This is a genomic window from Lysinibacillus sp. NPDC056185 (assembly GCF_047737915.1).
In the GTDB taxonomy this organism is placed as follows: domain Bacteria; phylum Bacillota; class Bacilli; order Bacillales_A; family Planococcaceae; genus Lysinibacillus.
The window spans coordinates 63,760-88,963 of the sequence record NZ_JBLLLQ010000024.1 but is presented as its reverse complement, the minus strand read 5'-3'; the positions used below and the strand labels follow the sequence as shown (position 1 = coordinate 88,963).

Annotated in this window: 25 protein-coding genes and 1 other annotated feature; of the genes, 23 read left to right on the top strand and 2 right to left on the bottom strand. The window is 36.4% G+C overall.

The window, feature by feature from the left end; translation table 11 throughout:
* Positions 1–1,024 precede the first annotated feature (1,024 nt).
* The 10 genes from ACMZ42_RS20185 (at position 1,025) to ACMZ42_RS20140 (ending at position 10,334) form a co-directional block, all read left to right on the top strand.
* Positions 1,025–1,471, top strand: coding sequence for a hypothetical protein (locus tag ACMZ42_RS20185; RefSeq protein ID WP_415732550.1), 447 nt, complete (start codon positions 1,025–1,027; stop codon positions 1,469–1,471).
* Between the two features lie 13 nt (positions 1,472–1,484).
* The gene (locus ACMZ42_RS20180) at positions 1,485–2,141 is read left to right on the top strand and encodes a hypothetical protein (RefSeq protein ID WP_415732549.1); all 657 of its coding nucleotides are present in this window, start codon (positions 1,485–1,487) and stop codon (positions 2,139–2,141) included.
* A gap of 606 nt (positions 2,142–2,747) precedes the next feature.
* Entirely contained in the window at positions 2,748–2,921 is a 174-nt protein-coding gene (locus ACMZ42_RS20175; RefSeq protein WP_415732548.1) for a hypothetical protein, read from the top strand.
* Between the two features lie 522 nt (positions 2,922–3,443).
* A complete protein-coding gene (locus ACMZ42_RS20170) occupies positions 3,444–3,881 on the top strand; it encodes a VOC family protein (RefSeq protein WP_370078510.1) in 438 nt (145 codons plus the stop codon).
* Between the two features lie 195 nt (positions 3,882–4,076).
* Positions 4,077–4,508: an SMI1/KNR4 family protein gene (locus tag ACMZ42_RS20165; RefSeq protein WP_415732547.1), complete on the top strand. Its 432-nt coding sequence runs from the start codon at positions 4,077–4,079 to the stop codon at positions 4,506–4,508.
* A gap of 122 nt (positions 4,509–4,630) precedes the next feature.
* Entirely contained in the window at positions 4,631–5,335 is a 705-nt protein-coding gene (locus ACMZ42_RS20160; RefSeq protein ID WP_415732546.1) for an SAM-dependent methyltransferase, read from the top strand.
* A 937-nt stretch (positions 5,336–6,272) separates the two neighbouring features.
* A complete protein-coding gene (gene rsgA / locus ACMZ42_RS20155; RefSeq protein WP_415732545.1) occupies positions 6,273–7,340 on the top strand; it encodes a ribosome small subunit-dependent GTPase A in 1,068 nt (355 codons plus the stop codon).
* Positions 7,337–8,353, top strand: a complete 1,017-nt coding sequence (locus tag ACMZ42_RS20150) for an aminoglycoside phosphotransferase family protein (RefSeq protein ID WP_415732544.1) — start codon at positions 7,337–7,339, stop codon at positions 8,351–8,353. The genes rsgA and ACMZ42_RS20150 overlap by 4 nt, the downstream gene beginning before the upstream one ends.
* A 322-nt stretch (positions 8,354–8,675) precedes the next feature.
* Entirely contained in the window at positions 8,676–9,200 is a 525-nt protein-coding gene (locus tag ACMZ42_RS20145; RefSeq protein WP_415732543.1) for a GNAT family N-acetyltransferase, read from the top strand.
* A 507-nt stretch (positions 9,201–9,707) separates the two neighbouring features.
* Positions 9,708–10,334, top strand: a complete 627-nt coding sequence (locus tag ACMZ42_RS20140; RefSeq protein ID WP_415732542.1) for a DUF7010 family protein — start codon at positions 9,708–9,710, stop codon at positions 10,332–10,334.
* Positions 10,335–10,457: 123 nt separating this feature from the next.
* Here ACMZ42_RS20140 and ACMZ42_RS20135 read toward each other — a convergent pair whose 3' ends face one another.
* Positions 10,458–11,411 carry a TRM11 family SAM-dependent methyltransferase gene (locus ACMZ42_RS20135; protein WP_415732541.1) on the bottom strand — a complete coding sequence of 318 codons (954 nt, stop codon included), beginning with the start codon at positions 11,409–11,411 and terminating at the stop codon, positions 10,458–10,460.
* A 239-nt stretch (positions 11,412–11,650) separates the two neighbouring features.
* On the opposite strand from ACMZ42_RS20135, the gene ACMZ42_RS20130 reads away from it, so the two are divergent.
* Both ACMZ42_RS20130 and ACMZ42_RS20125 read left to right on the top strand, forming a co-directional pair.
* Entirely contained in the window at positions 11,651–12,475 is an 825-nt protein-coding gene (locus ACMZ42_RS20130) for a DNA alkylation repair protein (RefSeq protein WP_415732540.1), read from the top strand.
* A 553-nt stretch (positions 12,476–13,028) separates the two neighbouring features.
* Complete coding sequence (locus ACMZ42_RS20125; protein WP_415732539.1) at positions 13,029–13,736, top strand: DNA alkylation repair protein; 708 nt, start codon at positions 13,029–13,031, stop codon at positions 13,734–13,736.
* A 156-nt stretch (positions 13,737–13,892) separates the two neighbouring features.
* On the opposite strand, the gene ACMZ42_RS20120 is transcribed toward ACMZ42_RS20125, so the two are convergent.
* The gene (locus ACMZ42_RS20120; protein WP_415732538.1) at positions 13,893–14,513 is read right to left on the bottom strand and encodes a TetR/AcrR family transcriptional regulator; all 621 of its coding nucleotides are present in this window, start codon (positions 14,511–14,513) and stop codon (positions 13,893–13,895) included.
* 225 nt (positions 14,514–14,738) lie between these two features.
* On the opposite strand from ACMZ42_RS20120, the gene ACMZ42_RS20115 reads away from it, so the two are divergent.
* The 11 genes from ACMZ42_RS20115 to ACMZ42_RS20065 all read left to right on the top strand — a co-directional run bounded on the left by ACMZ42_RS20115 (position 14,739) and on the right by ACMZ42_RS20065 (position 25,204).
* Entirely contained in the window at positions 14,739–15,491 is a 753-nt protein-coding gene (locus ACMZ42_RS20115) for a glucose 1-dehydrogenase (RefSeq protein ID WP_415732537.1), read from the top strand.
* Positions 15,492–15,759: 268 nt separating this feature from the next.
* Entirely contained in the window at positions 15,760–15,987 is a 228-nt protein-coding gene (locus ACMZ42_RS20110; protein ID WP_415732536.1) for a hypothetical protein, read from the top strand.
* A gap of 67 nt (positions 15,988–16,054) precedes the next feature.
* Positions 16,055–16,591 carry an SMI1/KNR4 family protein gene (locus tag ACMZ42_RS20105; protein WP_415732535.1) on the top strand — a complete coding sequence of 179 codons (537 nt, stop codon included), beginning with the start codon at positions 16,055–16,057 and terminating at the stop codon, positions 16,589–16,591.
* Between the two features lie 208 nt (positions 16,592–16,799).
* Positions 16,800–17,024 (top strand) — a binding site (T-box leader).
* A gap of 322 nt (positions 17,025–17,346) precedes the next feature.
* On the top strand, positions 17,347–18,684 hold the full coding sequence (locus ACMZ42_RS20100; protein WP_415732534.1) for a sodium-dependent transporter: 1,338 nt from the start codon (positions 17,347–17,349) through the stop codon (positions 18,682–18,684).
* Between the two features lie 110 nt (positions 18,685–18,794).
* Positions 18,795–19,154 (top strand): hypothetical protein, encoded by a 360-nt coding sequence (locus ACMZ42_RS20095; protein WP_415732533.1) that lies wholly within the window; start codon positions 18,795–18,797, stop codon positions 19,152–19,154.
* 697 nt (positions 19,155–19,851) lie between these two features.
* Positions 19,852–21,210, top strand: a complete 1,359-nt coding sequence (locus ACMZ42_RS20090; RefSeq protein ID WP_370078556.1) for an aspartate kinase — start codon at positions 19,852–19,854, stop codon at positions 21,208–21,210.
* Between the two features lie 282 nt (positions 21,211–21,492).
* Positions 21,493–21,675, top strand: coding sequence for a hypothetical protein (locus ACMZ42_RS20085; RefSeq protein ID WP_132358490.1), 183 nt, complete (start codon positions 21,493–21,495; stop codon positions 21,673–21,675).
* Positions 21,676–21,881: 206 nt separating this feature from the next.
* Positions 21,882–22,565, top strand: coding sequence for an adenosylcobinamide amidohydrolase (locus tag ACMZ42_RS20080; RefSeq protein ID WP_370078558.1), 684 nt, complete (start codon positions 21,882–21,884; stop codon positions 22,563–22,565).
* Entirely contained in the window at positions 22,562–23,518 is a 957-nt protein-coding gene (gene cbiB, locus ACMZ42_RS20075; protein ID WP_370078560.1) for an adenosylcobinamide-phosphate synthase CbiB, read from the top strand. Before ACMZ42_RS20080 ends, cbiB begins: the two co-directional genes overlap by 4 nt.
* Entirely contained in the window at positions 23,505–24,584 is a 1,080-nt protein-coding gene (locus ACMZ42_RS20070; RefSeq protein ID WP_370078562.1) for a pyridoxal phosphate-dependent aminotransferase, read from the top strand. The genes cbiB and ACMZ42_RS20070 overlap by 14 nt, the downstream gene beginning before the upstream one ends.
* A gap of 11 nt (positions 24,585–24,595) precedes the next feature.
* Positions 24,596–25,204 (top strand): histidine phosphatase family protein, encoded by a 609-nt coding sequence (locus ACMZ42_RS20065; protein WP_415732532.1) that lies wholly within the window; start codon positions 24,596–24,598, stop codon positions 25,202–25,204.

Here is a 25,204-nt window from a genome sequence, read left to right as displayed (position 1 = left end):
CCAACAATATCTAAACTTCAATACTATAATGAAATAAATATACCGTATATTAGATGTTATTATGAAGAATTATCTCTAAATCATTTAGTACAAATGTACAATTGGAACCATGAAAAATATAAAGAACAATATTGTATAGTATTAGAAAGATAAAAATATAAATAATCCTTATTGAACTCCCATGAAAGAACTTAATCATCTTTCATTTTTTGCGCTACATGGATGGCTAATGGGGCGGTTTGGTTAAAGAATAAATGTTATAATATGGATATGGTTGAAAAGTAGATTTGATAATGGAAGGTGTATTTGTGTGTTTTCATTTATTATTATAGCTTACTGTATATTTGTGGTAATCAATCTTATACACAAAAATAGAGAATCAATAAGACAATTAACGGCTAAACAATTAATTCTCGCTTCTTTTTCCTATCTTTCCACGGTGCTATTGGGGGTTATTTGTATTTATTATGGAGGTAATTGGATTGCTGGACAATTTTCAAATCGTTTTCTGCAATTAGTTGTTTTCATTTTGATAATAGTCATCACAATATCTTTATGCCAATGGCCATTTAGAAAAATATTAAATAGAGTTACATCAGGTATTTTTCCAAAGAATTGAAAAGTAAAAATTTTTCTATAGCGATTGTATCATAAACACAGTCGCTTCTTATGCTAACGTGGCAGTTTAGTTGAAGAGTGTTGTTTAACTTGTTGTTCAACAATCGGGCCATATTATTGAATAACAACCTTTTATGAAAAGTTACCAAACGATGGTTTGGTAACTTTTCTTTAGCTAATGTAGCAGGTTAATAATTAAAAGTTAGGTAGGATGTTATGCATAGAAAGCTAAGTAATATAGATTTCAGCTATTTTAATATACAGTTAGTCCTTTGTTGCCACATTTATTTAGGCAGTTTCTTATAATAAGTTAAAACCCCTTGTGAAATTCAGAAAATAGACAATATTCCAATATAAATTTACACTGATTGGTGTATATGTTCTCTGGTGGAAAAAAAATAACGCTATGCCAAATGCTTTTTATCATTCATCTGTAGCTGCTTATGGATATGCAGCTAATTATGATAAAGCAAGAAGTTATTGGAATGGTAGCAGTAAAGTTAATATTACTAAAACTACTTCATCTGCAGGTCGTCCTGATATTTATTCTGTCGGAACTACTTCTGTAAGTGGACTTTTAGGACAAGCAGGTGGATATAATAGTTCAGGGAGTGCAGTATCATTAGATAGTAACTGGGATTACGCTACATCAATTATTTATGATAATCAGATGAGAGCACAGTCAAATTATACAGCATCTCGTATAAATTTTAATGCTGCTCACGAAGTAGGTCATACTATTAAAATGGCACATGTAGGTATACCTCACGATTCAGTAATGGTTCAAGGTTGGTGGGAAATCCCTTCTGGTTTAACAAGTTATGATTCAGGTGAAATTAATAAAAAATGGTAATAGGAGGATTTCTATGAAAAAGTCACAATTTTTAACTATAGCTTCATTTTCTTTGTTGTTATTTGCATGTGGTAATGATCAGGTAGCTGAAAAACCTAAGAAAAACGAAGAAATAGAAACCGTAGTAACTCATGGAAGCTATATTGCGTATGATGCTGAAAGCCAATTATTTAATGATGCTGAACTTGTTGTAATGGCGAAAACTGACAAAAAATTCGAAGATAGAGAACATGTCGTAAAGTACATTTCATCAAACAATGAATCTGACGCTGGTTTACCTCCAGTAATTGAAGATTTCTATACGAAAACACCAATCACAATTTCTAAGTTATTGAAGCAAGATGAATCTTCTTCAATAACTGAAAATGATAATCTAACAATTATAGAGCCAATTAGTTACGATGAACAAAAGAAATTATCAATTGAAAATTATGCTGAATTAACTGATGGGGAAATGTACATTCTATATTTAAAGAAAAATACTTTTGGTGAATATAGCATTATCAATATGAATAACGGTAGATTTAATTTAGAAAGTAATGATAAGATTCAAAGTATCTCTGAACATGGACATGAAATTGACAAAGAGAAACACGAAGAAATGAAATCTGATGTAGTGAAAAGATTTGCAAACGAAATGGAAGAAATCGGTATAGATCCACAAAATTAAAAAAAAATAATACTGCTATTCAATTAAATCAATTAATTTATCTGTCATCTCTTTGGAAATCGTATAAATAGTATGAGTATCATCTGTTTTCATTAATGCACTTTTTCACTATCCACAATCCAAAATTCTGTTTCTTACTATTTACATAAACAACATCCATATATAAATCTGGATTCACCATATTTACCATATCATTTTCCTGTACAGCACCTGATATTATATTACGGGGGCTTCAGTGCAATAAGGGTTTATAAAGTATACAAAATAAATTTAATAAACGTTCCCAAATACAAGGTTGGTAACATTCCAAACAGCGACAAACACTGTTAAATCGGTGTTTGTCGCTGTTTTTTATAAAAAATAACACGCTGAGACGCTGCGAAAAATCATTTTAAAGAAGACTGTTCGATCCACTTGTTCTGAATGGCGGTAACATATAAATAGAATCTCAATGAAAAGTTACCAAAGGACGCTTTGGGAAGGTTATACTTTAACTAACGGGTGCAGTTGTTGAATAAGCGCTGTGCTATAATTGGATTATATTGAAAAAAAGTGTATGTTAAAATTCGAACAAAATAAATTTATATGTAGGGAGATGACTACTTTATGAAAAAGAAAATTTCTATAGTATTAACAACGATAGCTATCATTACTTTTGGTGTTTTTATTTATTATGGGTCTTTGACCGAGGCTAATAAGGAAACCGACAGTATTGTAATAGATAAAGATGGAGAAGTAGTAGAACCACTTAGTGGTAATAACGATAATATGGGTCATTAATACACATTAATATCGGCAGACATTTTTCTTGACGTTCTATTTGTACCAATATTCTCCTAAGCAATCGGGCGCTTTAGTGCAACAAGGACTTATAAGCTATACAAAACAATCATAATAAACGTTCCCAAATGTAAGTTTGGAAACAGACTTAAAGGCAACGAATGTTGTGAAATCAACAGTTTCGTGGCTTTTTGTATGCACATTATTTATACAGCTTTTTATGCAGGCAGCACAAACACTTGAAACATCAATATTTACACGATTATGGCTTACTGTTTAGTGTGCATAAAATCATGTATATTTCTTAGCGTTGTAAATCCACCTTTTTTAGTTATTCATTCATGTTCATCAAGCCATTTATAAAATGGCACATAGTTTGGTTTGCTGGTAATATCCTTCTTGCGATGTGCATCATCTAATTGGCTTTGTAAGCTGCGATGCTGGTATCTTTTTTCCCTTTATTAATATTAGAATTTGAATACAGGATATTCCAAAATAACAGAAACAATGGAGGTATGAAATTTGAAGATCCGAAGAATAGATCATGTGGGTGTAATCGTAAATGATCTCCCTGCCGCTAAAGAGTTTTTTCTCGATTTTGGACTTGAGGTAAAAGGGGAATGGGAAATGGAAGGAGACTTAATGGGATATGCAGTTGGTCTTAATGACGTTAAAGTAGCGTGTGTAGGATTGGGAACGACAGACGGTCAGACATGGATAGAGCTAATCAAATTTTATTCACCGTCAGATGAAAAAGATTTTCAGCAACCATTTGCAAATACACTGGGTATCCGACATATTGCATTTACTGTTGAAGATATTGAAGCTGTTGTTGCCAAATTGAAAAAGAAGGGTACGAAAATCTTTAGTGAGATACAGCAATATGAAGAAAGTTATAAATTATGCTACGTTCGCGGTCCAGAAGGAATTATTTTGGAGTTGGCTGAGGAAATCAAATAAGTTATGTTAATTAAAATGAAAGTACGACTCTTCGTTACTTTCTTATTTTTTTAGTTTGTGAAGAAATGTACTTAAATTAACGGGTGCGTTGATTAAAAATCATTAAGTTACATACGTAGCTCTTTTAAGTATTTCTAGAACTAACAATACAGGATTGTTACATAGGATGACACAAGAAAAGGCGGTAAGTTTTAAGTGAAAGAATTAAGAGACTTGATTTCAACAAGAAAACCTGGCGTTACAGATTTTGATATAAAATTAGCAGAAGAAAAATTAGGTGCAGTTTTTCCTGAACAATACAAGGAACTTTTTCGACTAGTTAATAATGCCGAAATCGGCGAATGGACTCTTTTTTCGATCAAAGACCAAAAGAATCCTAAAAAAACTTGGGATGATGTCGTGAGGCAAAACCAGGATGCAAAAGATGAAGAAATGTCCGGTGACCTAATAGCTATTGGTGATGATGGTACAGGGGATAAATTATGTCTTCAAGTTATAAACGGGAAAATGAATGATGAAATTTATATTTGGAACCACGAGACCGCAGAAATAGAGGAATATACCTCAAATTTAAAGGATTTTATTAAATTGGATTCTGAAAACGGTGAGTTCGATGAAGATGAATAATGTCCAATAATAAGATAAACGCTTGTTCAACTAACGGAGCTTTACTTCAATAAGGAAAAAGGTTGAAATTACCATTTTTGTGGTATTATGAATGTGCTTTTAGAAGGGTGGGGCGAGTTCAGTTGAGTAAAATGAAGCAGAGTACAAAGTTAGATTTAGAGAGAATAGTTTTCATTGGGAGAACTTTTGAAGAGTATTTAGATATGTTCTTACTTTCAGAAAAAGAACTACGAGGAAAGAAAATACTTGATTGTCCAGCAGGAGCTTGTTCATTTACAGCCATTGGCAACAAATCAGGTTTCGATGTAACCGCTTGTGACATTGCCTATTATCATTCTGGTGAAGATCTAAAAAATAAAGGTCTTCAAGATATTGAACACGCAATGAAGCATATGGAAGAAGCTAAAAACAACTATAAATGGGACTATTTTAAGGATATAGAAGGTCTTAGAAAATTTCGTTTAACGGCTTTACAAGATTTTGATAATGATATGAAAAAATCGAGTGAAAGATATATACCCGTTACATTGCCTTCTTTGCCATTTAAGAATGATGAATTTGAGATTCTTCTCTCAGCACATTTTTTATTTATGTATGCAGATAGGTTAGATTATCAATTTCACTTAGAAACGCTAAACGAGCTGTTGAGGGTTACAAAAGAGGAAGTTCGTATTTTTCCTTTAGTTGATTTAGAGGGAAAAAGATATAAGCATTTAGATAAACTAATAAGTTATCTTGCTGACAATAACTGTACAGTTGAAGAAGTAAAAGTTCCATATGAATTTCAAGAAAATGCTAATTCGATGTTGAAAATAAAAAAAGGTTAGAAGAACAACGTTGGGCGGTTATCTTTTTGAAATAATTTTTAAAGCATCGCTTATTGAACTAACAGAGCTTTAGTTGAAGAAGGCTCATTTAATTGATCAAACTTTTTTATAAAAATCTCATACTTAGTTAGAAAGATTAACTCCATTTTGATCAAACTTTTTTCAAAATGGAGTTTTTGCATTTGCTGATAAATAAAGGTTGAAGGTAATTTTTAATCAATCTTACATTGCAATAACCATCGCTTTTGAGAATCTAAAAGGGAGTAAATCGATGGTGATTTCCTCCCTGTTTATTATTTCGTGAAGTTAAAAAGCAATAATAGTCCCATTTAAAAAATGTCTTGATAAAGTGTTTGCAATAAGCTTTTCATCGCTTATTGTTTCTGTAATTGCATTGTCGTTTACTTTTACACAAAAAATGTAAAGGCAGCAAAGCGACATGAGAGGCCACCTTCAAATCGAGAATGAGGGTGGCTTTTCTCATGTTATTTGCGATAGTTGGGGGATGGAGTTGGAGAGGTAGCTGACCGATAAAATTCGAATTATACAAATTTTCTGTTGATTTTTCACGAAGGGTTATGTCACACTATAATGGTGGGATTATATTCCAACTTTTTTCTGCGAAAGGAGATGTTTTTTAATGACAACTTATATGGTATTGGTGGTTTTAACTTAACCGAATATCGGGCATAGTAAATTCCAATTTTTGATTATAGCTTGGAATGAGAGCAACCGGGAATATCACCCGTGTTTTTTGCTATGCCGTAAACAGTAACCTTTCGTGAATACTGCTGTTAGCGGGATACGATGAAAGTCGTATTCCTTTTTGATTATAGTCGATTTTTGACTTTTCTCCGCGAAACAGCAGCTTCTTAGGAGGCTGCTTGTTCGCGGTATTTTTATGCCCAAAAACAACTTTTAGGAGAGGATCGGTTCAATGATTGATTTGAAACAATACGGTTATATCGAAGCCGAAACGCCGCCGATAGGTTTAATACCTGGAAGGGTTACGGAACTACAGCGAGAGCAATATACCGTTATCACCGAACAAGGAGAAGTGACCGCTGTATTGAAGGGCGCTTTCTACCACACTGCGGTGACTCGGGAAGATTTTCCGTGCGTTGGCGATTTTGTATTTCTGCAATACAACGAAAACGGTGCTTCGCTCATTGCCAAATTGCTGCCTCGCCGCTCGAAATTTTCCCGCGCGGACTATTCGGGACACGCAGTAGGGTATGTCAAAACTATACTGGAGCAAGTCGTAGCAACGAATTTTGATTACGTATTTATCGTGTCGTCCTTAAACTGGGATTTCAAGGTCAGCCGCATCATGCGCTACCTGACACAGGCACGGCAGAGCAACAGCCAGCCTGTCGTAATCTTAACAAAAGCTGACTTGGCTACGGATTTCAACACACCGATAGCTGAAGTTCAGAAAGCCGCTCCTGATGTGCCAGTACACGCAGTTTCTAGCCACACCGGGAATGGTTTAGACGGGTTGAGCGAATATCTCCAACCAGGAAAAACCGTAGTATTACTCGGTATGTCTGGTGTGGGGAAATCTTCGCTGCTAAACGCTTTGATGAATCAGGAAGTGATGACTGTCAAGGCTATCCGCGAGGCCGACAGCCGGGGCCGGCACACAACAACGCATCGCCAGCTTTTCATGCTCCCTTCCGGTGCGATGGTTATTGATACGCCTGGTATGCGTGAACTTGGGCTGTTCGGTGCGGACGACGGGATCAGCGCGGGATTTAACGATGTGGAGGAATTATTCACACAGTGTCGCTTCAATGACTGCCGCCATCAGACGGAGCCGGGCTGCGCAGTTCTTGCCGCCCTTGCCGATGGTTCATTGGCACAAGAGCATTGGGAGCGTTACCTTGTACAGAAGCGGGAAAACAAATTTGTGGATGATAAATCGGGGTATCTCATAGATAAACGGCCGTGGCAAAAGTCGATTGCCATGCGACATAAGGGTAAAAAGGGAGGAAACAAGAAATGAACAACCATGATGAAAACTTTGTAAAGCCCGAAATACTGACGCTTGTTTTGAGTAAAATGCTCGACAAGACGATAATCCGCGCAGATTATCAACTTAAAGAGTTGCAAGGCGGGACAATAGGAATTGTTCGGCTTTTAACAGGCATGGTTGAAACTTCTGATGGTGAAAATCTGCCGTATAAGATAGTTTGGAAAACACAGAAAAAATTTGAGCGTTATGGTGATCCGGATTCATGGCGTAGGGAATACGACCTCTACGCATCGGATTTCAAAAAGGTTTTCTCCAACTCGTTCCGTTGGCCGGAGTGTTATCACGCCGAAATAAATGGCGATGAGATTCAACTGTGGATGGAATATATTGATGGTGTGTCAGGCTTAAATCTAACCTCGGAAATGTATGAACGTATAGCCCAGGAATTGGGGCGATTTCAAGGCAAGTTGTACACTGAACGACCAAACATATTGCAGAATTTACCCAATTTAAGCAAGGTGGAGTTTATGAAAAACTACTATCTGCGTTATCGGTCATGGGATGTTTTGTATGATTATATACGCTCCGATGACTGTGAAATCCCGAAGCACCTGTGTAAAATGCTCATAGACTTAGATAGCAATGCGGACGAAATATTCAGTCGAATTGAAAAGCTACCAATAGTGCTTTGCCACAGGGATTTTTGGGTGGCAAACATATTCTATTCGGACAATAAAATCGTACTTATCGATTGGGATACCGCCGGATGGGGGTACATGGGCGAGGATATCGCGAGTTTAATAACTGATGAAGCGGACATCTGTCATATGATTGACTACTACCAAAAATGCATTCCTGCATATTACAGGGGTTTTTCGGAATATGCGGATGTGTCCCATATATCCGAGCATTGTATCTATGAACTAATTCTTGCTATGTTCGGATACAGGCTCGTGGAGTGGTATAAATTCGCTAAGTCGCCCGAAGATAAAGCATTGCACCTTAGTACCTTGCAAAAAATTCATGAGATGAGAAATGTGTAAATAAATATAACTATTGTGTCATAATATATAAAAAACTGAATGTATCTGTTTGATGTATCGTTTTAATATATGGAATTTAACAATTTTAAAATAAGAAAGTAGAGAAAATAAATGAAAATAACTAATTATCCATTAATGAATAATTTGAGTTTTGTTTATTATTTCTCCTATCTATTTCTTAGAACTAAAGGTTACAAAACCCTTTAGTAGAGTTAGCATTGGTGAATATTTTGTGTACCCTATTTTGAGAAATATGGAAATGATATTTGGAATGTTTTAGGCCATGTGTGGAAGTGGCTTGACTTAGAGAGGAGATAAAAAGATGATTGAATTACGAAAAATAGACGGGGATAACATAGATGAAGTAATAGCGCTTGATGTTGAAGAAAACCAGAAAGAATTTATATTAGAAACTACTAACCTTAGATGCTTCGCAGACGCTCATATGTTGAACACAGATGGTATACCAGCTTCTCCATTAGCTATTTATGCGAATAATACGATGATTGGATTTTTGATGTATATTTATGATACGACGGATCATGAATCATTTCAAAATGAAGTTTATTACGGGGAGAAGGCCTATTTCATTTGGCATTTTATGATTGACAAGAGATATCAGGGGAAAGGATATGGCAAGCTTGCCTTTGAAAAAATGTTGGCGGATATTAAAACTATGCCATATGGGGAAGCACAATATGTAGACCTCTTCTATGATAAAAGTAATGTCATAGCTAAAGAATTATACGCTTCATTTGGTTTTATAGAAACAGGCATCATTCAGGATAATTCGGTGCATGCGATTAAAAATCTAGATGGGAAAATAACAGAAGCCGTAGTAGAATAGAATCTCTCGGAAAGAAATGTCGAAGAAAAAACCGATTTTGTTAACTCAGTTTTAGCAAAAATATAATATTTATACCGCAGGCGCGATTGTTTATGATCTATTGAGCGATTCATTTTTTTATAAAAATCAAACTTAAATATTTGCTAAGGAAGTATCCATTTTGATCAATCTTTTTTCAAAGTGGATTCTTTTTATTTTATTCAAAAATGCTGGCTTGTGAGGATGTTTTTGATCAAACTTTATTTCGAAGCAACACAAAGGGGGCTTCTGATGAGGAATTACTAAAAGGGTTGCGATATGGTAACTGTAAGACCATCCTGACAAATGGTTTTGGATTTCCTCTAATAATGGTATCTCATATAAACTACAACCGTATGGAATGTACAATGTATGAACTCCAAAAATAATGAATATTATTATTATCTTTACTTTGGCGAAATTATCCGTAATGGTGAGACAGAATCTTTTAGCCTTTTAGAATGAAATTGAAAGAGGAGGGTTCATGATATGTCGCAAAACATCATTCCTAGAGCCGCTGTGCGCGGGACAGCTTCAGGAGTTATCTTCATGGCATTTTTCGGTACTCTATGGGCGGGAATTGGAATTAGAGGACTGCAAGGTTGGGGATTTCTCTGGCTGTTGATCTTTTCCCTATTGATTGGTGTCATATTGCTTATTGGAGGAATCGTATTGATAACGAATTCAAAAAGGTTATCAAACGAGAGGGCGGAAGGGAATTCTCAGCGTTGGAAACGAAAGAATATGTGGTTCGGTATTATTTTCGGTTTAGAAGGCGTATTGATAGCCATTGCTGCCGGAATTTGTGGATCTACCAATCATTTGGATTTGTTTGTCCCTGTTATGGCTCTTATTGTCGGTGCTCATTTCTTTCCACTAGCGCACCTTTTCCAGGTGAAGATCTATTATATTACGGGTTCACTTCTTTGTCTGCTTTCGGCAATCGCGCTGTTTACTTTCCCTATTAATGTTACCTGGAGTAATTATCAAATTATGGTATGGTGGACATCTGTTGGTTTTGGTTCAGCTCTGATATTGTGGGGGACCGGGGTGGCAGTTTGGATTACAGGACATAGACTACTAAGCAGGGCTGTGAATGGATCCGAAGAAGCTTAGGCATTTTTAATAAAACTAACAAAAAGAGACCTAGATAGTTGTCCAGGTCTCTGTTTTATGTAGCAGATTTTTTTGAAATGATATTCAGTAAATTGCCGCTTATGTCGTACCCCAAAAACTAAGTTATTCACATAATAGAATTTGACGTAAAAACGATTGCTTTTTAGCAACGCATCGATCTGATATCACAAAACCTGCATCCTTTATCATGTCATCAATTGTTTCAATTGTAACGACAATAACCTTATCGGCAATCCGGCGAGCGTGTTTTATAATATCAAATTGATCTTCTGGTGATGAATGCGTAAATAAGTTATAAGGTAAATCAATTACGGCGACATCATAGTGTTCCGTTACCTCCGAGATTGGACCTACTGTAATTTTGCCTGTTAATCCAAAATAAGCGATGTTTTCTCGGGCACCTTTACAAACATTGTAATATATATCTCGCCCTTCCATATTAATTCCCATGGAAAGGGCTTCAATAACGACTGTCCCAATACCACAACAAGGATCAATCGCTCGAATATTTTGAGGCTGGGGAACTGCGATATTCGCAACAGCACGAGCTACTCTTGTACTAAGTGCCGTTGAATAACTGTTTGGTTTGTGTAAATGTTTAAGCCAAATGGATTCACTCTTCATATACTTTCCAAAATACCATATTCCATCTATTAAAATTAGACCAAATACAATTTCGGGATGAGTTAGGTCTGGTTCTCCCTCAATGCACAACCCTATCTCACGTTCTAACAATCGACGCTCTGACTGACGAATTTTCTTCGTTTCACCTATATCCATACTATTTAAACAAACCACTTTAAAAGTTGCTTCATTTATATTTATACCCTTCACCAATGTCTTGATGTTTTCTACGCTATTATCTTCATATAGCACTTCAAGTCGTTCTTGTATAAAAGGGCTACGGCTTGGATCAATTTTATTATTGCTTATGATATAGTTTGAAGGGGAATCAAAACTAAAAAATGAACGCATCTCCATTCTACATAGATCGTATTCGTCAACATGATGTACATATGTGTATATAAATTTATTATTATTTTGCTCGTTGCTCAATTGATTACCATCCTTTTATATTGTTGTTCACTTGATTTCACTATAGTTAATAAAAAACAAATGAGGTTGTTTATTTTGTAATCGTATCATAGGCGTCTCTATCAAGCCACTCGATACACATTTATGGCGAGATTCAATCGATTAGAGGGAATAGTAGAAATAATCTGTGAAAAGAAATAATATAAAAATAAACATCTATTCATTTCAACAGGTCAGATCAATTATAGGAGGGTGTTAAAATGGTAGTAAAAGAAGATATTATACATAGAAAGGGAGCTAGAAAGGCTAGCGATATCCCTGGTGACGTTTTAACGTTGTTGAATCAAGGGAAAATAGAGAGTGTTAATTTAACAGAGTGGCAAGCTGTTCACCATATTACTTTATTAAAAAATGTTCTACCATCCATTGGGCTAGAAGAAAAGTTAGAAGTTATACTGACTGAGGTAGAGAAGCAAAAAGTTGAAACGGGAATGAAGGCCATACGTTTAATTGGAAGTTTGTTAGATACAGTCTTAATGGATGAGCGTGCAACAAAAAAAGAGGAGCTAATTACAATATGCGCTCATCACGTATCTGATAGTGTCAGATGTTGGGCGGCATTTATGAATAAAAACAATGATTATTCTTTAGAGGAAAAGCTTTTGTATATTCAACCTTTCGCAGCAGATCATCATTTTGGTGTTCGGGAAATTGCATGGATGTCAATTAGGGAGGACCTTTCGGCAAATATTAAGAATAGTGTAGATTTGTTAACGGAGTGGGCGAAAAATGAAGATGACAACATTCGTAGGTTCAGTTTAGAATCAATCCGTCCTCGCGGAGTATGGACAAAGCATATAGAAATATTAAAGGAAGAACCGCAAATGGCACTTCCTATTCTAAATTTGCTTAAATCTGATCCGGCTAAGTATGTTCAAGATTCTGTCGGCAACTGGTTAAATGATGCTAGCAAAACTCAACCAGAGTGGGTAATAAACCTATGTGATGAATGGCAAAAAAAATCTCCAACTAAGGCAACTGAGAGAATCATTAAAAAGGCTCAAAGAACAATAGTAAAAAGTTAATTGGCTATTGAAAAATGTATTCAGTCTTGAATTTTTCACTATAACAATCATCCAGCCGAACAAGCAACAGTTATTAATTCTGTTGCTTGTTCATTTTGTTTTGCTTGATTGCTAAATATAATGTGAAACTAATCGCTATAAACATTATCACAGAAAAAATAAGTGATAGTAGATAGATGTAATCAATATGACAAGAGAACTAATAATGATGACAACACGGAATAATATATCTGTTTTTTCGCTTGGAATAAAAAAATTCTTGAATAATAGCAAATAAATAAGACAAGCCGAAAAGTATAAAATACTCATAAACAAAAACAGGCTTTACATAATCGGGAATTCCAAAATAAATTATTTCATATATAAAAATGAGTAATACTACATATTTTGAATATTTGTTAAAAAAGTTTAACAAAGTACCACCCCTTATTATTAAAGATTAACACATATTGTGAAAAAATAATGTTTTCGATCTTTAATTGTATATAGGATAATGATTATATATTAAATGGCAAAATCTTAGAGGGAATACTCCAAAAAGGAAGTGAGGAAAATGAATCTAGAAATGGTAATGAAGGAGCTTGAGGCTCTTGGCAAGGAACGAACTAAAAAAATGTATATGTCTAATGGTGCGCATGAGCCGCTTTTTGGCGTGGCAACAGGTGCAATGAAACCAATAGCTAAGAAAATAAAACTAAATCAACCATTAGCTGAAGAACTTTATGCCACAGGGAATTACGACGCAATGTACTTTGCAGGCATTATTGCAGATCCAAAGGCGATGACTGTGTCAGATTTTGATCGTTGGATGGATTCGGCATACTTTTATATGCTGTCGGATTATGTGGTAGCAGTAACTTTAGCGGAAGCAGATATTGCACAAGAAGTTGCTGATAAATGGATCGCAAGCGGTGAAGAGCTGAGAATGTCAGCGGGCTGGAGTTGCTACTGTTGGCTTTTAGGGAATCGTTTAGACGATGAATTTTCCGAGAGCAAAATTGCGAACATGATTGAAATTGTGAAAAATACGATTCATGAATCGCCAGAACGAACGAAATCTGCTATGAATAATTTTCTATACACTGTTGGGCTTTCATATTTACCGCTCCATGAAAAGGCTGTCGAAATTGCAAAGGAAATAGGTCCAATAGAAGTAAAACGAGATAAGAAAAAAAGTAGTTTCTTGCATGCTTACGAAAGTATTCAAAAGGATGTAGATAAAGGGAGAATTGGTTTCAAACGCAAATATGTAAGATGTTAAACAATTGCAGCGCATCACGAACAATATATCAAATCTTGTTTAAGAGAGAATTTCAATTTATATTTGAAATTCTCTCTTTTTTATTTATATAGTTACTTTGCTTTGTGATACTAATAGATGTTTCTTCTTAAGAAGTTGTTAGCTGAAAAACTATTTTTATTTTCCAAAAGGATGGTCAACATATGGACCCTTCACTGTAATTCTCAATAGCTGAGTAGCCATAAATTTCGGTGAATAAGGCATATCGTTTTCTAACCACCAAACGATCACCTCAAGAAAAGCGGCAGCAAAATATCTGACAGCCATTTCACGTGGAACTGTAAGATTTTTGTCATCGGGCTGCATAGAGTTTATCCCATTTGAGACAAAATCGATGATGATTTCCTTCAAACCTGAAGAGAAATAAGGAATGTCTTTTTCAGTTAAAAACACTTTATATAATTTACTATTTAAAGAAATTTGCTCGAATAAATGCATAAATGTATCGTGTGGCTCATCTGCATCTTTTGAGAAATCAAATTCCAACTTGCCCTCAAATGTAACGTTTAGGCTGCTCACTAAATCATTTAATATTTCCTTTGTACTTTGATAGAGAAGATCAAGTTTATCGCTATAATGTAGATAAAAAGTAGCACGATTTAAGGTCGCTCGCTCTGTAATATCTTGTACCGTAATCTTGTCATAGCCTCTTTCCTCAATTAATTCCACAAGTGCGTCTCTTAGTAGTTGGCGCGTCCTCATAACCCGAGGGTCCATTGTCTGTTTCTTATTCGACATTTTTAAGCTCCTTGTCTTATTTTTTCTATTTTTACAACACTAGCTATAAGTTCGTTGATAAAGCGTCGAATCTATGAAATGTGTTGTTTGCTCTTTTGAAGAGGATTGATATACTTATATTAACGACACGATGTCGATAATACAACTAGTTGTTAATATGTTCATGAATTAGTCGTTTTATTAATTGGAATAGATATCTAACAAATATAGAGAGGAAGTTTTAAAATGGGTCGTTTAAATGGGAAAGTAGCCATTATTACAGGGGCAGCAATGGGGATGGGTGCTTCTGAAGCAAAATTATTTGCTCAAGAAGGAGCGAAAATTATCGCTACAGATGTTCAAATCGAGCCATTGAACCAATTAGTAAAGGAAATTAAAGAAAATGGCGGGGATGCTATAGGAATCCAGCATGATGTGACATCAGAAGATGCTTGGAAGTCTGTCATTGCCGAAGCGGTGAAGACATATGGTAAAGTCGACGTACTCGTTAACAATGCCGGTGTTTCTTCACCAAAAACGATTGCCAACATGGAAATGGACGAATGGAATAAAATAATGGACATTAACTTAAATGGCTGCATTATTGGTATGAAATATGTGATTCCTGAAATGCAAAAAGCAGGTGGCGGCTCTATTATCAATATTTCTTCAATTGGCGGTATTGTTGGTATGGCGGGCACAAGTCCATATACAGCGGCTAAAGGAGCACTACGAGTACTATCAAAATCAGCTGCAATTGAATACGGAAAAGATAAAATCCGTGTAAATTCCGTACATCCAGGTATCATCGTAACACCAATGACAGCACCAACGATGGAAGAAGGAGGCGCTCTTTCTTTCTATAAAACTTATACGCAGCTTCCATACTTTGGTGAACCAGAGGATGTTGCCTATGGCGTTGTATTTTTAGCATCTGACGAATCGCGCTTTATGACAGGTGCAGAATTAGTTATTGATGGTGGTTGGACAGCTATTTAATAAAAAGAGAAAAGCTAGGTTTCACACAGAATGTGAGCCTAGTTTTTTGTTGTTTATAAGAATGAATGAGAAAGAAGAGAATTCCCACAAAAAGGGGAATGAATACCTGTGTGAAACAGGGAAATAGGTAAGCTATAGAAATGCTCAGTTCAGCAAAAGAACTTTTCGGTCGAACTATAGTTAGGGTAGCAGAGCATAATATTTATGGTAAGATGAAGACGGGTTATACATTTGTGATGTTGTTGATGAATTGCTAGATAGGAAAAAAATGGCGTGCATAAGTTGGGGAGATTTTGAAGATGGAGAATTTGATGAGCTACCAACTTCCCAATGTTTAAATGAAATTTCCGAAAAATTAAAGGAAGAGGGAATTTCTTTGGCATATTTGGATATTGATAGTGACTGTTACGTTCTAATCACTGTTCCATCATCTGATATTGATGAAATAAAGAAGTTGGCGCAAGAAGCGGGATATAGAATTCAAGATTCTTTCTGAAGTAGCTATCCTCTCGTTAGAAGTCAGCACATAATCTAATATAAACAGGAAGTATTAGGAGGCAACAATGTCTTTTAAAAAATTAAAATCCATTCTTTCACCACCCAATTTTGCAATTTCTTTAGATGACTCTCCGAAATGGAGCGAAGTTGAAAATAAATTAGGTATAGTATTACCTTCAGACTATAAAGAGTTTATCGCTTTATATGGTTCAGGTAATATTGGTAACTTTATAATGATATATTGTCCTTTTGCAAAAAATGATAATATGAATTTCTTTTTTCAACAAAATTTGAATAAAGATGCATATTTAACTTTAAAGGAGAGTTTCCCTGAGGACTTTCCATATGAGGTATACCCAACAAATGGAGGAATCTTGACCTGGGGACGAACTGAAAATGGGGATACATTAAATTGGATTGTGAATACTCAAGGTGATTGGGCTATTTTAGTAGATGATGGATCAGGTGATTATTTTGAATATAAGGGCTCTATGACTGGTTTTCTCCATGATGTATTAAGTGGTAGTATTATTTGCCCTATATTCCCAAGTGATTTTCCTAATAAAGATAGTAAAAATGCCTTTGTTGGTTTAATGGATTAATGATCGAAAAGTTGAACTAAAAAACTATAAACCTGTCGCAGTATTTAATAAAGTATAAATCATAAGTATTGCAAAATTATTCATTCAAAAGTCATATTTCGAATTTTTATAGCGAAAAAAAGAGGATAATACATAAAAATTCAAAAAATTAATTGACGCTAGTATTAAATGTGTGATAAAAATGATAGTATCAATTCGGAAAATTAATATTTGGGCAATGATAGGATTAAGTAGTGAAAATCTCCCTATTTCAGAGAGCTGATGGTTGGTGCGAATCAGTATATAGATGATCATGAATTTCGACCTGGAGCATCTTTCATAAATCACACGTTGTGAGGAAGTGGAAGACGGTAGTGAATACCGTTATCAAATAAAGTGGTGAAGAATTTTTATTCACAACTAGGGTGGTACCGCGATATCTATCGTCCCTACGTATTTACGTAGGGACGTTTTTTATTTAGGTCTTATTCTTGTTGTGTTTTCATAACTAGGGTGGTACCGCGATATTACATCGTCCCTACGTAATTGCGTAGGGGCGTTTTTTATTAAAGTTTTACGCTTGTTGTATCTTCATAACTAGGGTGGTACCGCGATATATAATCGTCCCTACGTATTTGCGTAGGGACGTTTTTTATTGTGATATTTTTATTTTCCCTACGTTTCGTTGAGGCGATTTTTATTTGAAAGGACTTACGATAGACCAATATGAATAAAGACCGAATTGTAATAAACAGAAAAAGAGAGGAGATAAAGAGATGGAATCACAGCAATGGACATCGAAATTAGGTTTCATTTTAGCAGCAGCAGGCTCGGCAATCGGTCTTGGCGCGATTTGGAAGTTCCCGTATATGGCCGGTATTGGAGGTGGCGGTGCGTTCTTCCTTATTTTCATCGGTTTTACTTTATTAATTGGTTTACCGTTATTATTGGCAGAATTTGTAGTTGGAAGAAGTACGCAAAAAGAGGCTGTTGATGCCTATAGAAATATTGCTCCTAATACGCTATGGCCGTGGGTCGGTAAATTAGGGATCGTCACATGTTTCATCTTGCTTTCATTCTACAGTGTTGTAGGAGGATGGATTTTATTATATTTATGGAACGCAATTACAGGTAGACTGTGGGAAGGAAATGGCTCTTACGAAGCAACCTTTGGTGAAATTATTTCTAATCCATTATTAGCGGTTGGATCACAGCTATTATTTATTCTTATGACTATTTTTATCGTAAGTAAAGGTGTACAAAACGGTGTTGAAAAAGTAAATAAGTATTTCATGCCAGCATTATTTATTTTATTCTTTGTATTAATTATTCGTGCTCTTACATTAGATGGGGCAGGAGAAGGGGTTCGCTTCTTCTTGCAACCTGATTTCTCAAATGTTACATCTGAAATTATTTTATATGCGATGGGGCAGTCGTTCTTCTCGTTATCTGTCGGTGTAGGCGTAATGGTTACGTATAGCTCATACTTACCGAAAGAAGAAAGTTTACCACGTTCCGCATTTTCTATCGTCGGTTTAACGCTTGTGATTACATTACTTGCAGGGCTTGCTATTTTCCCGGTAGTATTCGCATTTGGAATGGAACCATCTCAAGGACCTGGTCTATTATTTATTGTCTTGCCAGCAATTTTCAGTAAAATGGCATTCGGGAAATTGTTCTTCATTATTTTCTTGTTACTATTTTTCTTTGCAACAATAACATCAGCCATTTCCATGTTGGAAATTAGCGTGGCCTCTTTAACGAAAAAAGGTAAAGGGAAACGCGAAAATATGGCATTGATGGTCGGATTACTAATCTTTGTTGTAGGGATTCCATCGGCGCTATCATATGGCGTATTAAGCGATGTGCAATTGTTTGGAAAAACAATCTTTGATTTAGCGGACTTTACAGTAAGTAATATTCTTATGCCACTCGGTGTATTATTAGTGGCGATTTTCGTACCGTTTAAAATGAAGAAAGAAGTATTAATGCAAGAACTGGGTGTAAGTAAAAATAAAGGTTATAAATTATTCGTTTTATGGTTATTCTTACTTCGCTTTATAGCACCAATTGCAATTATTATCGTATTTTTAAATGTAATTGGATTGATTTAAAATACAATGCAAAAGGCCCTAGCATAGCATTATGTTAGGGTCTTTTTGTTATAAAATGATCTGAAAGCAACTCCAAAATATAAATTAAAGTTGATGTTGGAGTTATTTTTTTGTATTCTTCACTCTCCCCCAAAAAACTGCTCCGGTCCAAGAGGAAAGTGATCGGGTCCCCCAAAAAACTGCTCCGGTCCAAGAGGAAAGTGATCGGGTCCCCCAAAAAACTGCTCCGGTCCAAGAAGAAAGTGATCGGGTCCCCCAAAAAACTGCTCCGGTCCAAGAAGAAAGTGATCGGGTCCCCCAAAAAACTGCTCCGGTTCAAAAGAAAAGTGATCGGGTCCCCCAAAAAACTGCTCAGGTCCAAGAGGAAAGCGATCGGGTTCCTTAAAAAACTGCTCCGGTCCAAGAAGAAAGTGATCGGGTCCCTCAAAGAACTGCTCAGGTCCCTACGAATTCAGCCCTCCACAGAATAAAAGCGGAAACCAACGCAAATCAAAGCAATACCCGCCTAAAACAGATAAAAAATCAAAAAAAAGAATAGCTTGACATCATTCGAAATAGCACAAACATCACAAGTTTTTCTGCATATCATAATGGGGAAAGCGTTTTCTTCAATTAATATAGAAGAAAGGCACTACAACTTAATCAAGTTTGCTGAAAAACACTTACATGAGGCACATTTCGTAACTTGGTTTATTACGACACTAAAAACTTTGGTTGGCTAATTATCTTGTGATAGTCATGTCCGAAGAGCTTCGGCTGTAGATGTTGTAATAATGACCCACATTTTGCTGTTGAATTGATACATCTTATCTTTATACAAGCAAAATTGTTTATATTGACATCCATATTTATTTTCGAAAAGACGATTTGGCTTGTCATGTCAGATCGAGCATCGAAAAATTCTGTAAATTTGATGATTTCAGCTAGTTCAGACGAATATTTGTACGATTATAGGAATTTTACGAAAAAAATTTGCAAAAACCTTAACTATTTCCTACGAAATCCGTATAATAAATCAAACAGTGTGAAAATTGTCCATTTTCTATCGATTAATTGCGTGAATTTTTTAAATTGTATTGACGTGAGGAACGATAATTTGTACACTGTGTACATTCAATTGTTTTTTGGAGGAATACATTTAATTTAAAAAGTTAGGATTTGATGGTTATGATCGTATGTAAATTTGGTGGAACATCTGTAGCAAGCGCAGAGCAAATTCAAAAAGTAGCAAACATTGTAAAATCTAATCCGGCACGTAAAATCGTAGCCGTTTCTGCACCTGGGAAGCGTTCTGGTGACGATATAAAGGTAACTGATTTATTAATTAACTTAGCAATGGCAGCATTAAAAAATGAAGAGATTGAAGATGAACTGCAAATCGTTGTCAATCGCTTTATGGCGATTGCGGATGGTTTGGAATTAGATCATACAATTTGTGACGTGATCGCTGAAGATTTACGTGAACGCGTACAAGGTGATAAATCCAATGAGGAATTATTTATCGATAGCATCAAAGCGGCAGGGGAAGACAATAACGCGAAGCTAATCGCTGCTTATTTTAATTCAATCGGTATGCCGGCACGTTACGTAAGTCCTAAAGATGGTTTGGTCGTCAATGATTTACCTGAACGCACGTATGCTTTACCAGAGGCTTATGCAAATTTAGCCTCCCTAAAATATACCAAGGAAATTATTGTATTCCCGGGTTTCTTCGGTTACACTAAAGCGGGCATACTGCGTACATTTGACCGCGGTGGCTCTGATATTACAGGCTCGATTTTAGCAGCTGCTGTTGAAGCAGAGCTTTATGAAAACTTTACGGATGTGGACTGTGTGTTCTCCGCGAATCCGAAAGTCGTGAATGATCCAGTGGAAATTAAAGAAATTACGTATCGCGAAATGCGCGAATTATCCTATGCAGGCTTTTCAGTTTTCCATGATGAAGCGTTAATGCCTGTTTACAAGATTGGGGTGCCAGTTAACATAAAAAATACAAATAATCCATCAGCCCCGGGTACTCGTATTGTACCAAGACGCTCTGTAACAGGACGTCCGGTTACTGGTATCTCGGCAGATAGTGGCTTTTCAACTTTATATGTGTCAAAATATTTGATGAATAGGGAAGTAGGCTTTGGCCGTAAGCTTCTACAAATTTTAGAAGATGAAAATATTTCATATGAACACACACCCTCTGGTTTAGACGATATTTCTGTCATTATGCGTTCAAATCAAATAACACTTGATAATGAAGAGAGAATTCTAGCTCGTGTGAAAAATGAGTTGAATGCAGATGATGTGCAAATGCGTCATGGCTTCTCTATGATTGTTATAGTAGGCGAAGGCATGCGTAATAACACGGGTCTAGCGGCACGTGCTGCAACTGCGATTTCAAAAACAGGTGCAAATATAGAGATGATTAATCAAGGCTCATCTGAAGTTAGTCTAGTATTCGGTGTGCTACAAGAATATGAAAATCAAATTTTACAAGCACTATATGGGGAATTTTTTGCACATGTGAGAGTATAAAGGAATAAAGTGTAACTTAATCAGTGGGGGTCTTCATCCCCACTGTAAGGGCAGCTAATGTTCTCCCTAACTTTTTTGCTTTCGCTAAATTTTTAGGTGGGAGTCTTGTACCTGCCGCTACGCTTACGGTACAGATTTGTGTACCTGACGTTTCACTTACGGTACAGATCAATTGCTGCCCGTTAATGTGGTGTAAACGCTAATCCTTAAACTGGATTGGTGTTTTCTTTTTGGCGGGAATACGGTAAAATCAAGGGCGTACATTGATTGGAGGTATTTCTGTTGAAAAAATTATCGATTGGTATGTTGCTATCAATGATTGGCATACTATTTGTTTGTTTAACGATCATGGATATTTTACCATCCTCGACAAAAACGATGAAAATTGTTTATATCGGTATTGGCTGGGTGTTTATCATTGCGGGATCTATTATTCGTTTTAAAACCTTAAAACAAAGGCAATAACGGAATGTCTCAAAATTGAATTGTGATAAAACGTGAATTTGTGATACAATTTCAAAAAAATAAATAATTTGAGTATGATGAAGTTGTGATGCTGTACGCAAATTCAAAAGGTTTATATTTGGGATAGGTTATTAATTAAAGACTAAACAGTACAAATTCTTCTTTGTAAGAATTTGTTTTTTTTTCTTTGAATAGGAGGCGAGATAATGCCAGTACTACGTAAGGAAGATATTCATATTTCCGACCATTATGTTGCCATACAAACAGATTCACCAATGAAGGTCGTATCGTCGGCAGTACATAATCCAGGCTTTGGCTTTTATACACATTTGATGAATCGTTCAGTGCCTTATACGTATGATGAACGCAAACCACAGTTAGAATTACAACGGTTTTTACAGTCTGAGGGTTTTCCGATTGACAATACAGTTGCGATGATGACGGCCGTCTATGCCCGATATGCAACAATTCGTGAGTTTACATATGAAGGAATTCATCTTGTCATAATGATTACGGCAGGTCTTGGTAATGCCGTCGATATTACGCGTGCCTTTCATCGTCAGGAGCAGTATCATGCGGGGACTATTAATACGTGGGTACTGATCAATGGAAGATTGTCGGATGAAGCTTTATTTCAAGCAATGATTTCTACGACAGAGGCTAAGGTCAAAGCACTTATTGATGAGGGGATTACAGATCCTACAACGGGTACACTAGCTACAGGTACTTCAACGGATAGTTTGTTAATTGCTTCAACAGAGGAAGGCGACTACCATCAATATGCTGGACCGATTACGATGCTAGGAAAAGTCATTGGCCATGGAGTTTATGAAACGATGCGTGAGGCCATTCAAAAATATAAAAAAGACAAAGAGGAGAATCCTTTATGATGGCACTGGTAATTGCCTGTATCATTGGGCTTGTTTTTGATTTAATCGTGGGTGATCCTCCTAAAATGCCTCATCCAGTACGCTGGATTGGGAAGCTCATTCAATCTCAAACTGAATTATGGAATAAAGGAAGAATGAGAAAATTCCGTGGCATGGTGATGGCACTAGCTGTAGTAGGAACAACAATGTTTGTTGTGACAGCCATTATGCTACTAAGCTATCAAGTTAGCCCACTATTTGGCATCTTGGTTGAGGGCTTATTAATTGGGATTGGACTAGCACAACGTAGCTTGAAGGAAGCGGCGATGGCTGTCTATGAACCGCTTGTCAAAGGTGATTTTGCTGAAGCTCGTGTGAAGCTTTCTTGGATTGTCGGCCGTGATACGGAGAAACTTGACGAGGATGAGATTGTTCGTGGTGTTGTGGAAACAGTTTCTGAAAATACGAGTGATGGGGTAACCGCTCCATTATTTTATGCCTTTTTATTTGGCGCAATAGGGTTGTGGGGCTATAAGGCCGTCAATACGTTAGACTCTATGATTGGCTATAAAAACGAAAAATATAAAGATTTTGGTATGTTTGCTGCAAAGCTAGATGATGTACTGAATTTTATTCCAAGTCGATTAACAGGTCTACTGATGGTGCTTGGGACGAAAAATGAAACAAACGTATCTCTAGGTAACCGCTTAAAACGTTGGGCACAGGATGCGAAAAAGCATCCAAGTCCAAATAGTGGTTATTTAGAAGCAGCAACAGCTGTTCAATTAGGAGTACAGCTTGGTGGAAAAAATACATATCAGGGTGTCGTTTCTTATCGAGCAATAATGGGCGAGAAATTAGTTCCATTAACAAAAGAGCATATTGCAACGTCTGTAATTCATATGCGCATTGCGACTTTGCTCTTTACGCTTGTTATGTTAGCAGTGGAGGTGTTAATTTTTGCAATTACCTAATCACGGAGCAAATCCGCAAAATGTTTATCATCAGCTAGGACTTAATATGCCCGAAAAGGTGTATGATTTTAGCGAAAATGTTAATTCGGCAGGGCCACCCCCGTTTGTTGAAGCGCGTTGGCGGACATTTTATCCGCTTATTCAACGTTATCCAGATCCGGACGGTGAGCCGTTTTTATCAAAGGTGGCAGCTTTTCATGAAGTTCAGAAAGATTCTATATTATTAGGCAATGGTGCATCCGAGCTTTTTAGTGTTCTAGTGAGACGCTACGCCAATAAGCGTGTTATTATCGTACATCCAACTTTTTCAGAATATGAACGAACATTAACAGCGGCAGGCGCTGAAATTGTGCCGATAATTGTCGAGGATTTTGTCCACTACACATTGCCGATGGAGCATCTGAAGAGCGAAATGGCGAACGCAGATGCATTATATATTTGTACACCGAACAATCCGACGGGGGTGCTTCCAAAGAAAGAAGAGCTTCTCGAATTAATCTCCCACGGTGCAAAGGTCAATTGTGAGCTTGTCATTGATGAGGCATTTATTGACTGGGTAGATGAAGCCTGTTCTTTGATCCAATATGTGGCAGAAAATCCTCATTTGATCGTTGTTCGTTCGATGACAAAAATGTATGCGATCCCAGGATTACGCCTAGGCTATTTAGTAGCAAGTCCGGTAGTTGTTACTGAGCTAAAGAATATCCTACCGCATTGGAACTTGAATGCCTTTGCCCTTGTTATAGGTACAGGCTGTTTAGATGAACATGTATATTGTGAGCAAGCTATTGCCTATGCTAAAAATCAACGGGAAGCGCTGCAGAGCTATTTACAAGAGAATGGTTGTCAGGTGACGAATAGTGTAACGAATTATGTATGTTTTGCATTACCGAAAAATCAGCAACCAGATACATTTTTTACATACTGTTTATCAAAGGGCGTCGTGCTACGCCATACAAAAAACTTTATGGGCTTAAATGGTGAATGGTTCCGTATAGGAATTAAAGATATTGTGGCTATGACGTATTTACAGAATTGTTTGCAAGCTTGGTTTAACGCAAATTAGGGGTGACAAAGGTGACGACTTTTTATTTAATAAGACATGGTGAAACGATGTGGAATAAAGAGCAGCGGCTACAGGGATGGTTAGATTCGTCGTTATCGGAAAAGGGCATTTTACATGCAGAAAAACTTCGAGATCATTTGAAAAATATCTCCTTTACAGCGGCATATAGCAGTTCAAGTGGCCGTGCTAAGGAAACGATGCATATTCTTCTAGGTAATCGACAGCTTCCAAACTATTATGAGGATAATTTACGGGAGATTTTTTTAGGAGATTGGCAAGGGAAAACCGTTGAGGACATTATGACTACGCACTGCCTTGATTATGAATTATATACCGATTATCCTGGACAATTCGTCGCAACCCATACGGAAAGCTTTGGTACGGTAACAGAGCGAGCGATGTTTACGTTAAAGAAAATTGCAGAAAAATATCCCGAGAATAATGTTTTAATTGTGTCCCATGCTGTAACGATTAAATGTGTCATTAATGCCATTTTAGGGCGAAGCATCAATCAGCTGTGGGCAGAACCATTTATTCATGGTACAAGTGTCACGATTATTGAGAAAGTCGAGCAACAATGGCTCGTGAAAGATATCGGGAACATTCAACATTTACAATAG

What these genes read in the sequence shown, in the direction of transcription:
- ACMZ42_RS20175 (WP_415732548.1), top strand. Translation starts at nt 2,748, where the DNA reads ATGAAAAAGAAAATTTCTATAGTATTAACAACGATAGCTATCATTACT.
- ACMZ42_RS20100 (WP_415732534.1), top strand. Translation starts at nt 17,347, where the DNA reads ATGGAATCACAGCAATGGACATCGAAATTAGGTTTCATTTTAGCAGCA.
- cbiB (WP_370078560.1), top strand. Translation starts at nt 22,562, where the DNA reads ATGATGGCACTGGTAATTGCCTGTATCATTGGGCTTGTTTTTGATTTA.
- rsgA (WP_415732545.1), top strand. Translation starts at nt 6,273, where the DNA reads ATGATTGATTTGAAACAATACGGTTATATCGAAGCCGAAACGCCGCCG.
- ACMZ42_RS20140 (WP_415732542.1), top strand. Translation starts at nt 9,708, where the DNA reads ATGTCGCAAAACATCATTCCTAGAGCCGCTGTGCGCGGGACAGCTTCA.
- ACMZ42_RS20090 (WP_370078556.1), top strand. Translation starts at nt 19,852, where the DNA reads ATGATCGTATGTAAATTTGGTGGAACATCTGTAGCAAGCGCAGAGCAA.
- ACMZ42_RS20125 (WP_415732539.1), top strand. Translation starts at nt 13,029, where the DNA reads ATGAATCTAGAAATGGTAATGAAGGAGCTTGAGGCTCTTGGCAAGGAA.
- ACMZ42_RS20150 (WP_415732544.1), top strand. Translation starts at nt 7,337, where the DNA reads ATGAACAACCATGATGAAAACTTTGTAAAGCCCGAAATACTGACGCTT.
- ACMZ42_RS20115 (WP_415732537.1), top strand. Translation starts at nt 14,739, where the DNA reads ATGGGTCGTTTAAATGGGAAAGTAGCCATTATTACAGGGGCAGCAATG.
- ACMZ42_RS20180 (WP_415732549.1), top strand. Translation starts at nt 1,485, where the DNA reads ATGAAAAAGTCACAATTTTTAACTATAGCTTCATTTTCTTTGTTGTTA.
- ACMZ42_RS20110 (WP_415732536.1), top strand. Translation starts at nt 15,760, where the DNA reads ATGGCGTGCATAAGTTGGGGAGATTTTGAAGATGGAGAATTTGATGAG.
- ACMZ42_RS20080 (WP_370078558.1), top strand. Translation starts at nt 21,882, where the DNA reads ATGCCAGTACTACGTAAGGAAGATATTCATATTTCCGACCATTATGTT.
- ACMZ42_RS20130 (WP_415732540.1), top strand. Translation starts at nt 11,651, where the DNA reads ATGGTAGTAAAAGAAGATATTATACATAGAAAGGGAGCTAGAAAGGCT.
- ACMZ42_RS20185 (WP_415732550.1), top strand. Translation starts at nt 1,025, where the DNA reads ATGCCAAATGCTTTTTATCATTCATCTGTAGCTGCTTATGGATATGCA.
- ACMZ42_RS20145 (WP_415732543.1), top strand. Translation starts at nt 8,676, where the DNA reads ATGATTGAATTACGAAAAATAGACGGGGATAACATAGATGAAGTAATA.
- ACMZ42_RS20120 (WP_415732538.1), bottom strand. Translation starts at nt 14,513, where the DNA reads ATGTCGAATAAGAAACAGACAATGGACCCTCGGGTTATGAGGACGCGC.
- ACMZ42_RS20105 (WP_415732535.1), top strand. Translation starts at nt 16,055, where the DNA reads ATGTCTTTTAAAAAATTAAAATCCATTCTTTCACCACCCAATTTTGCA.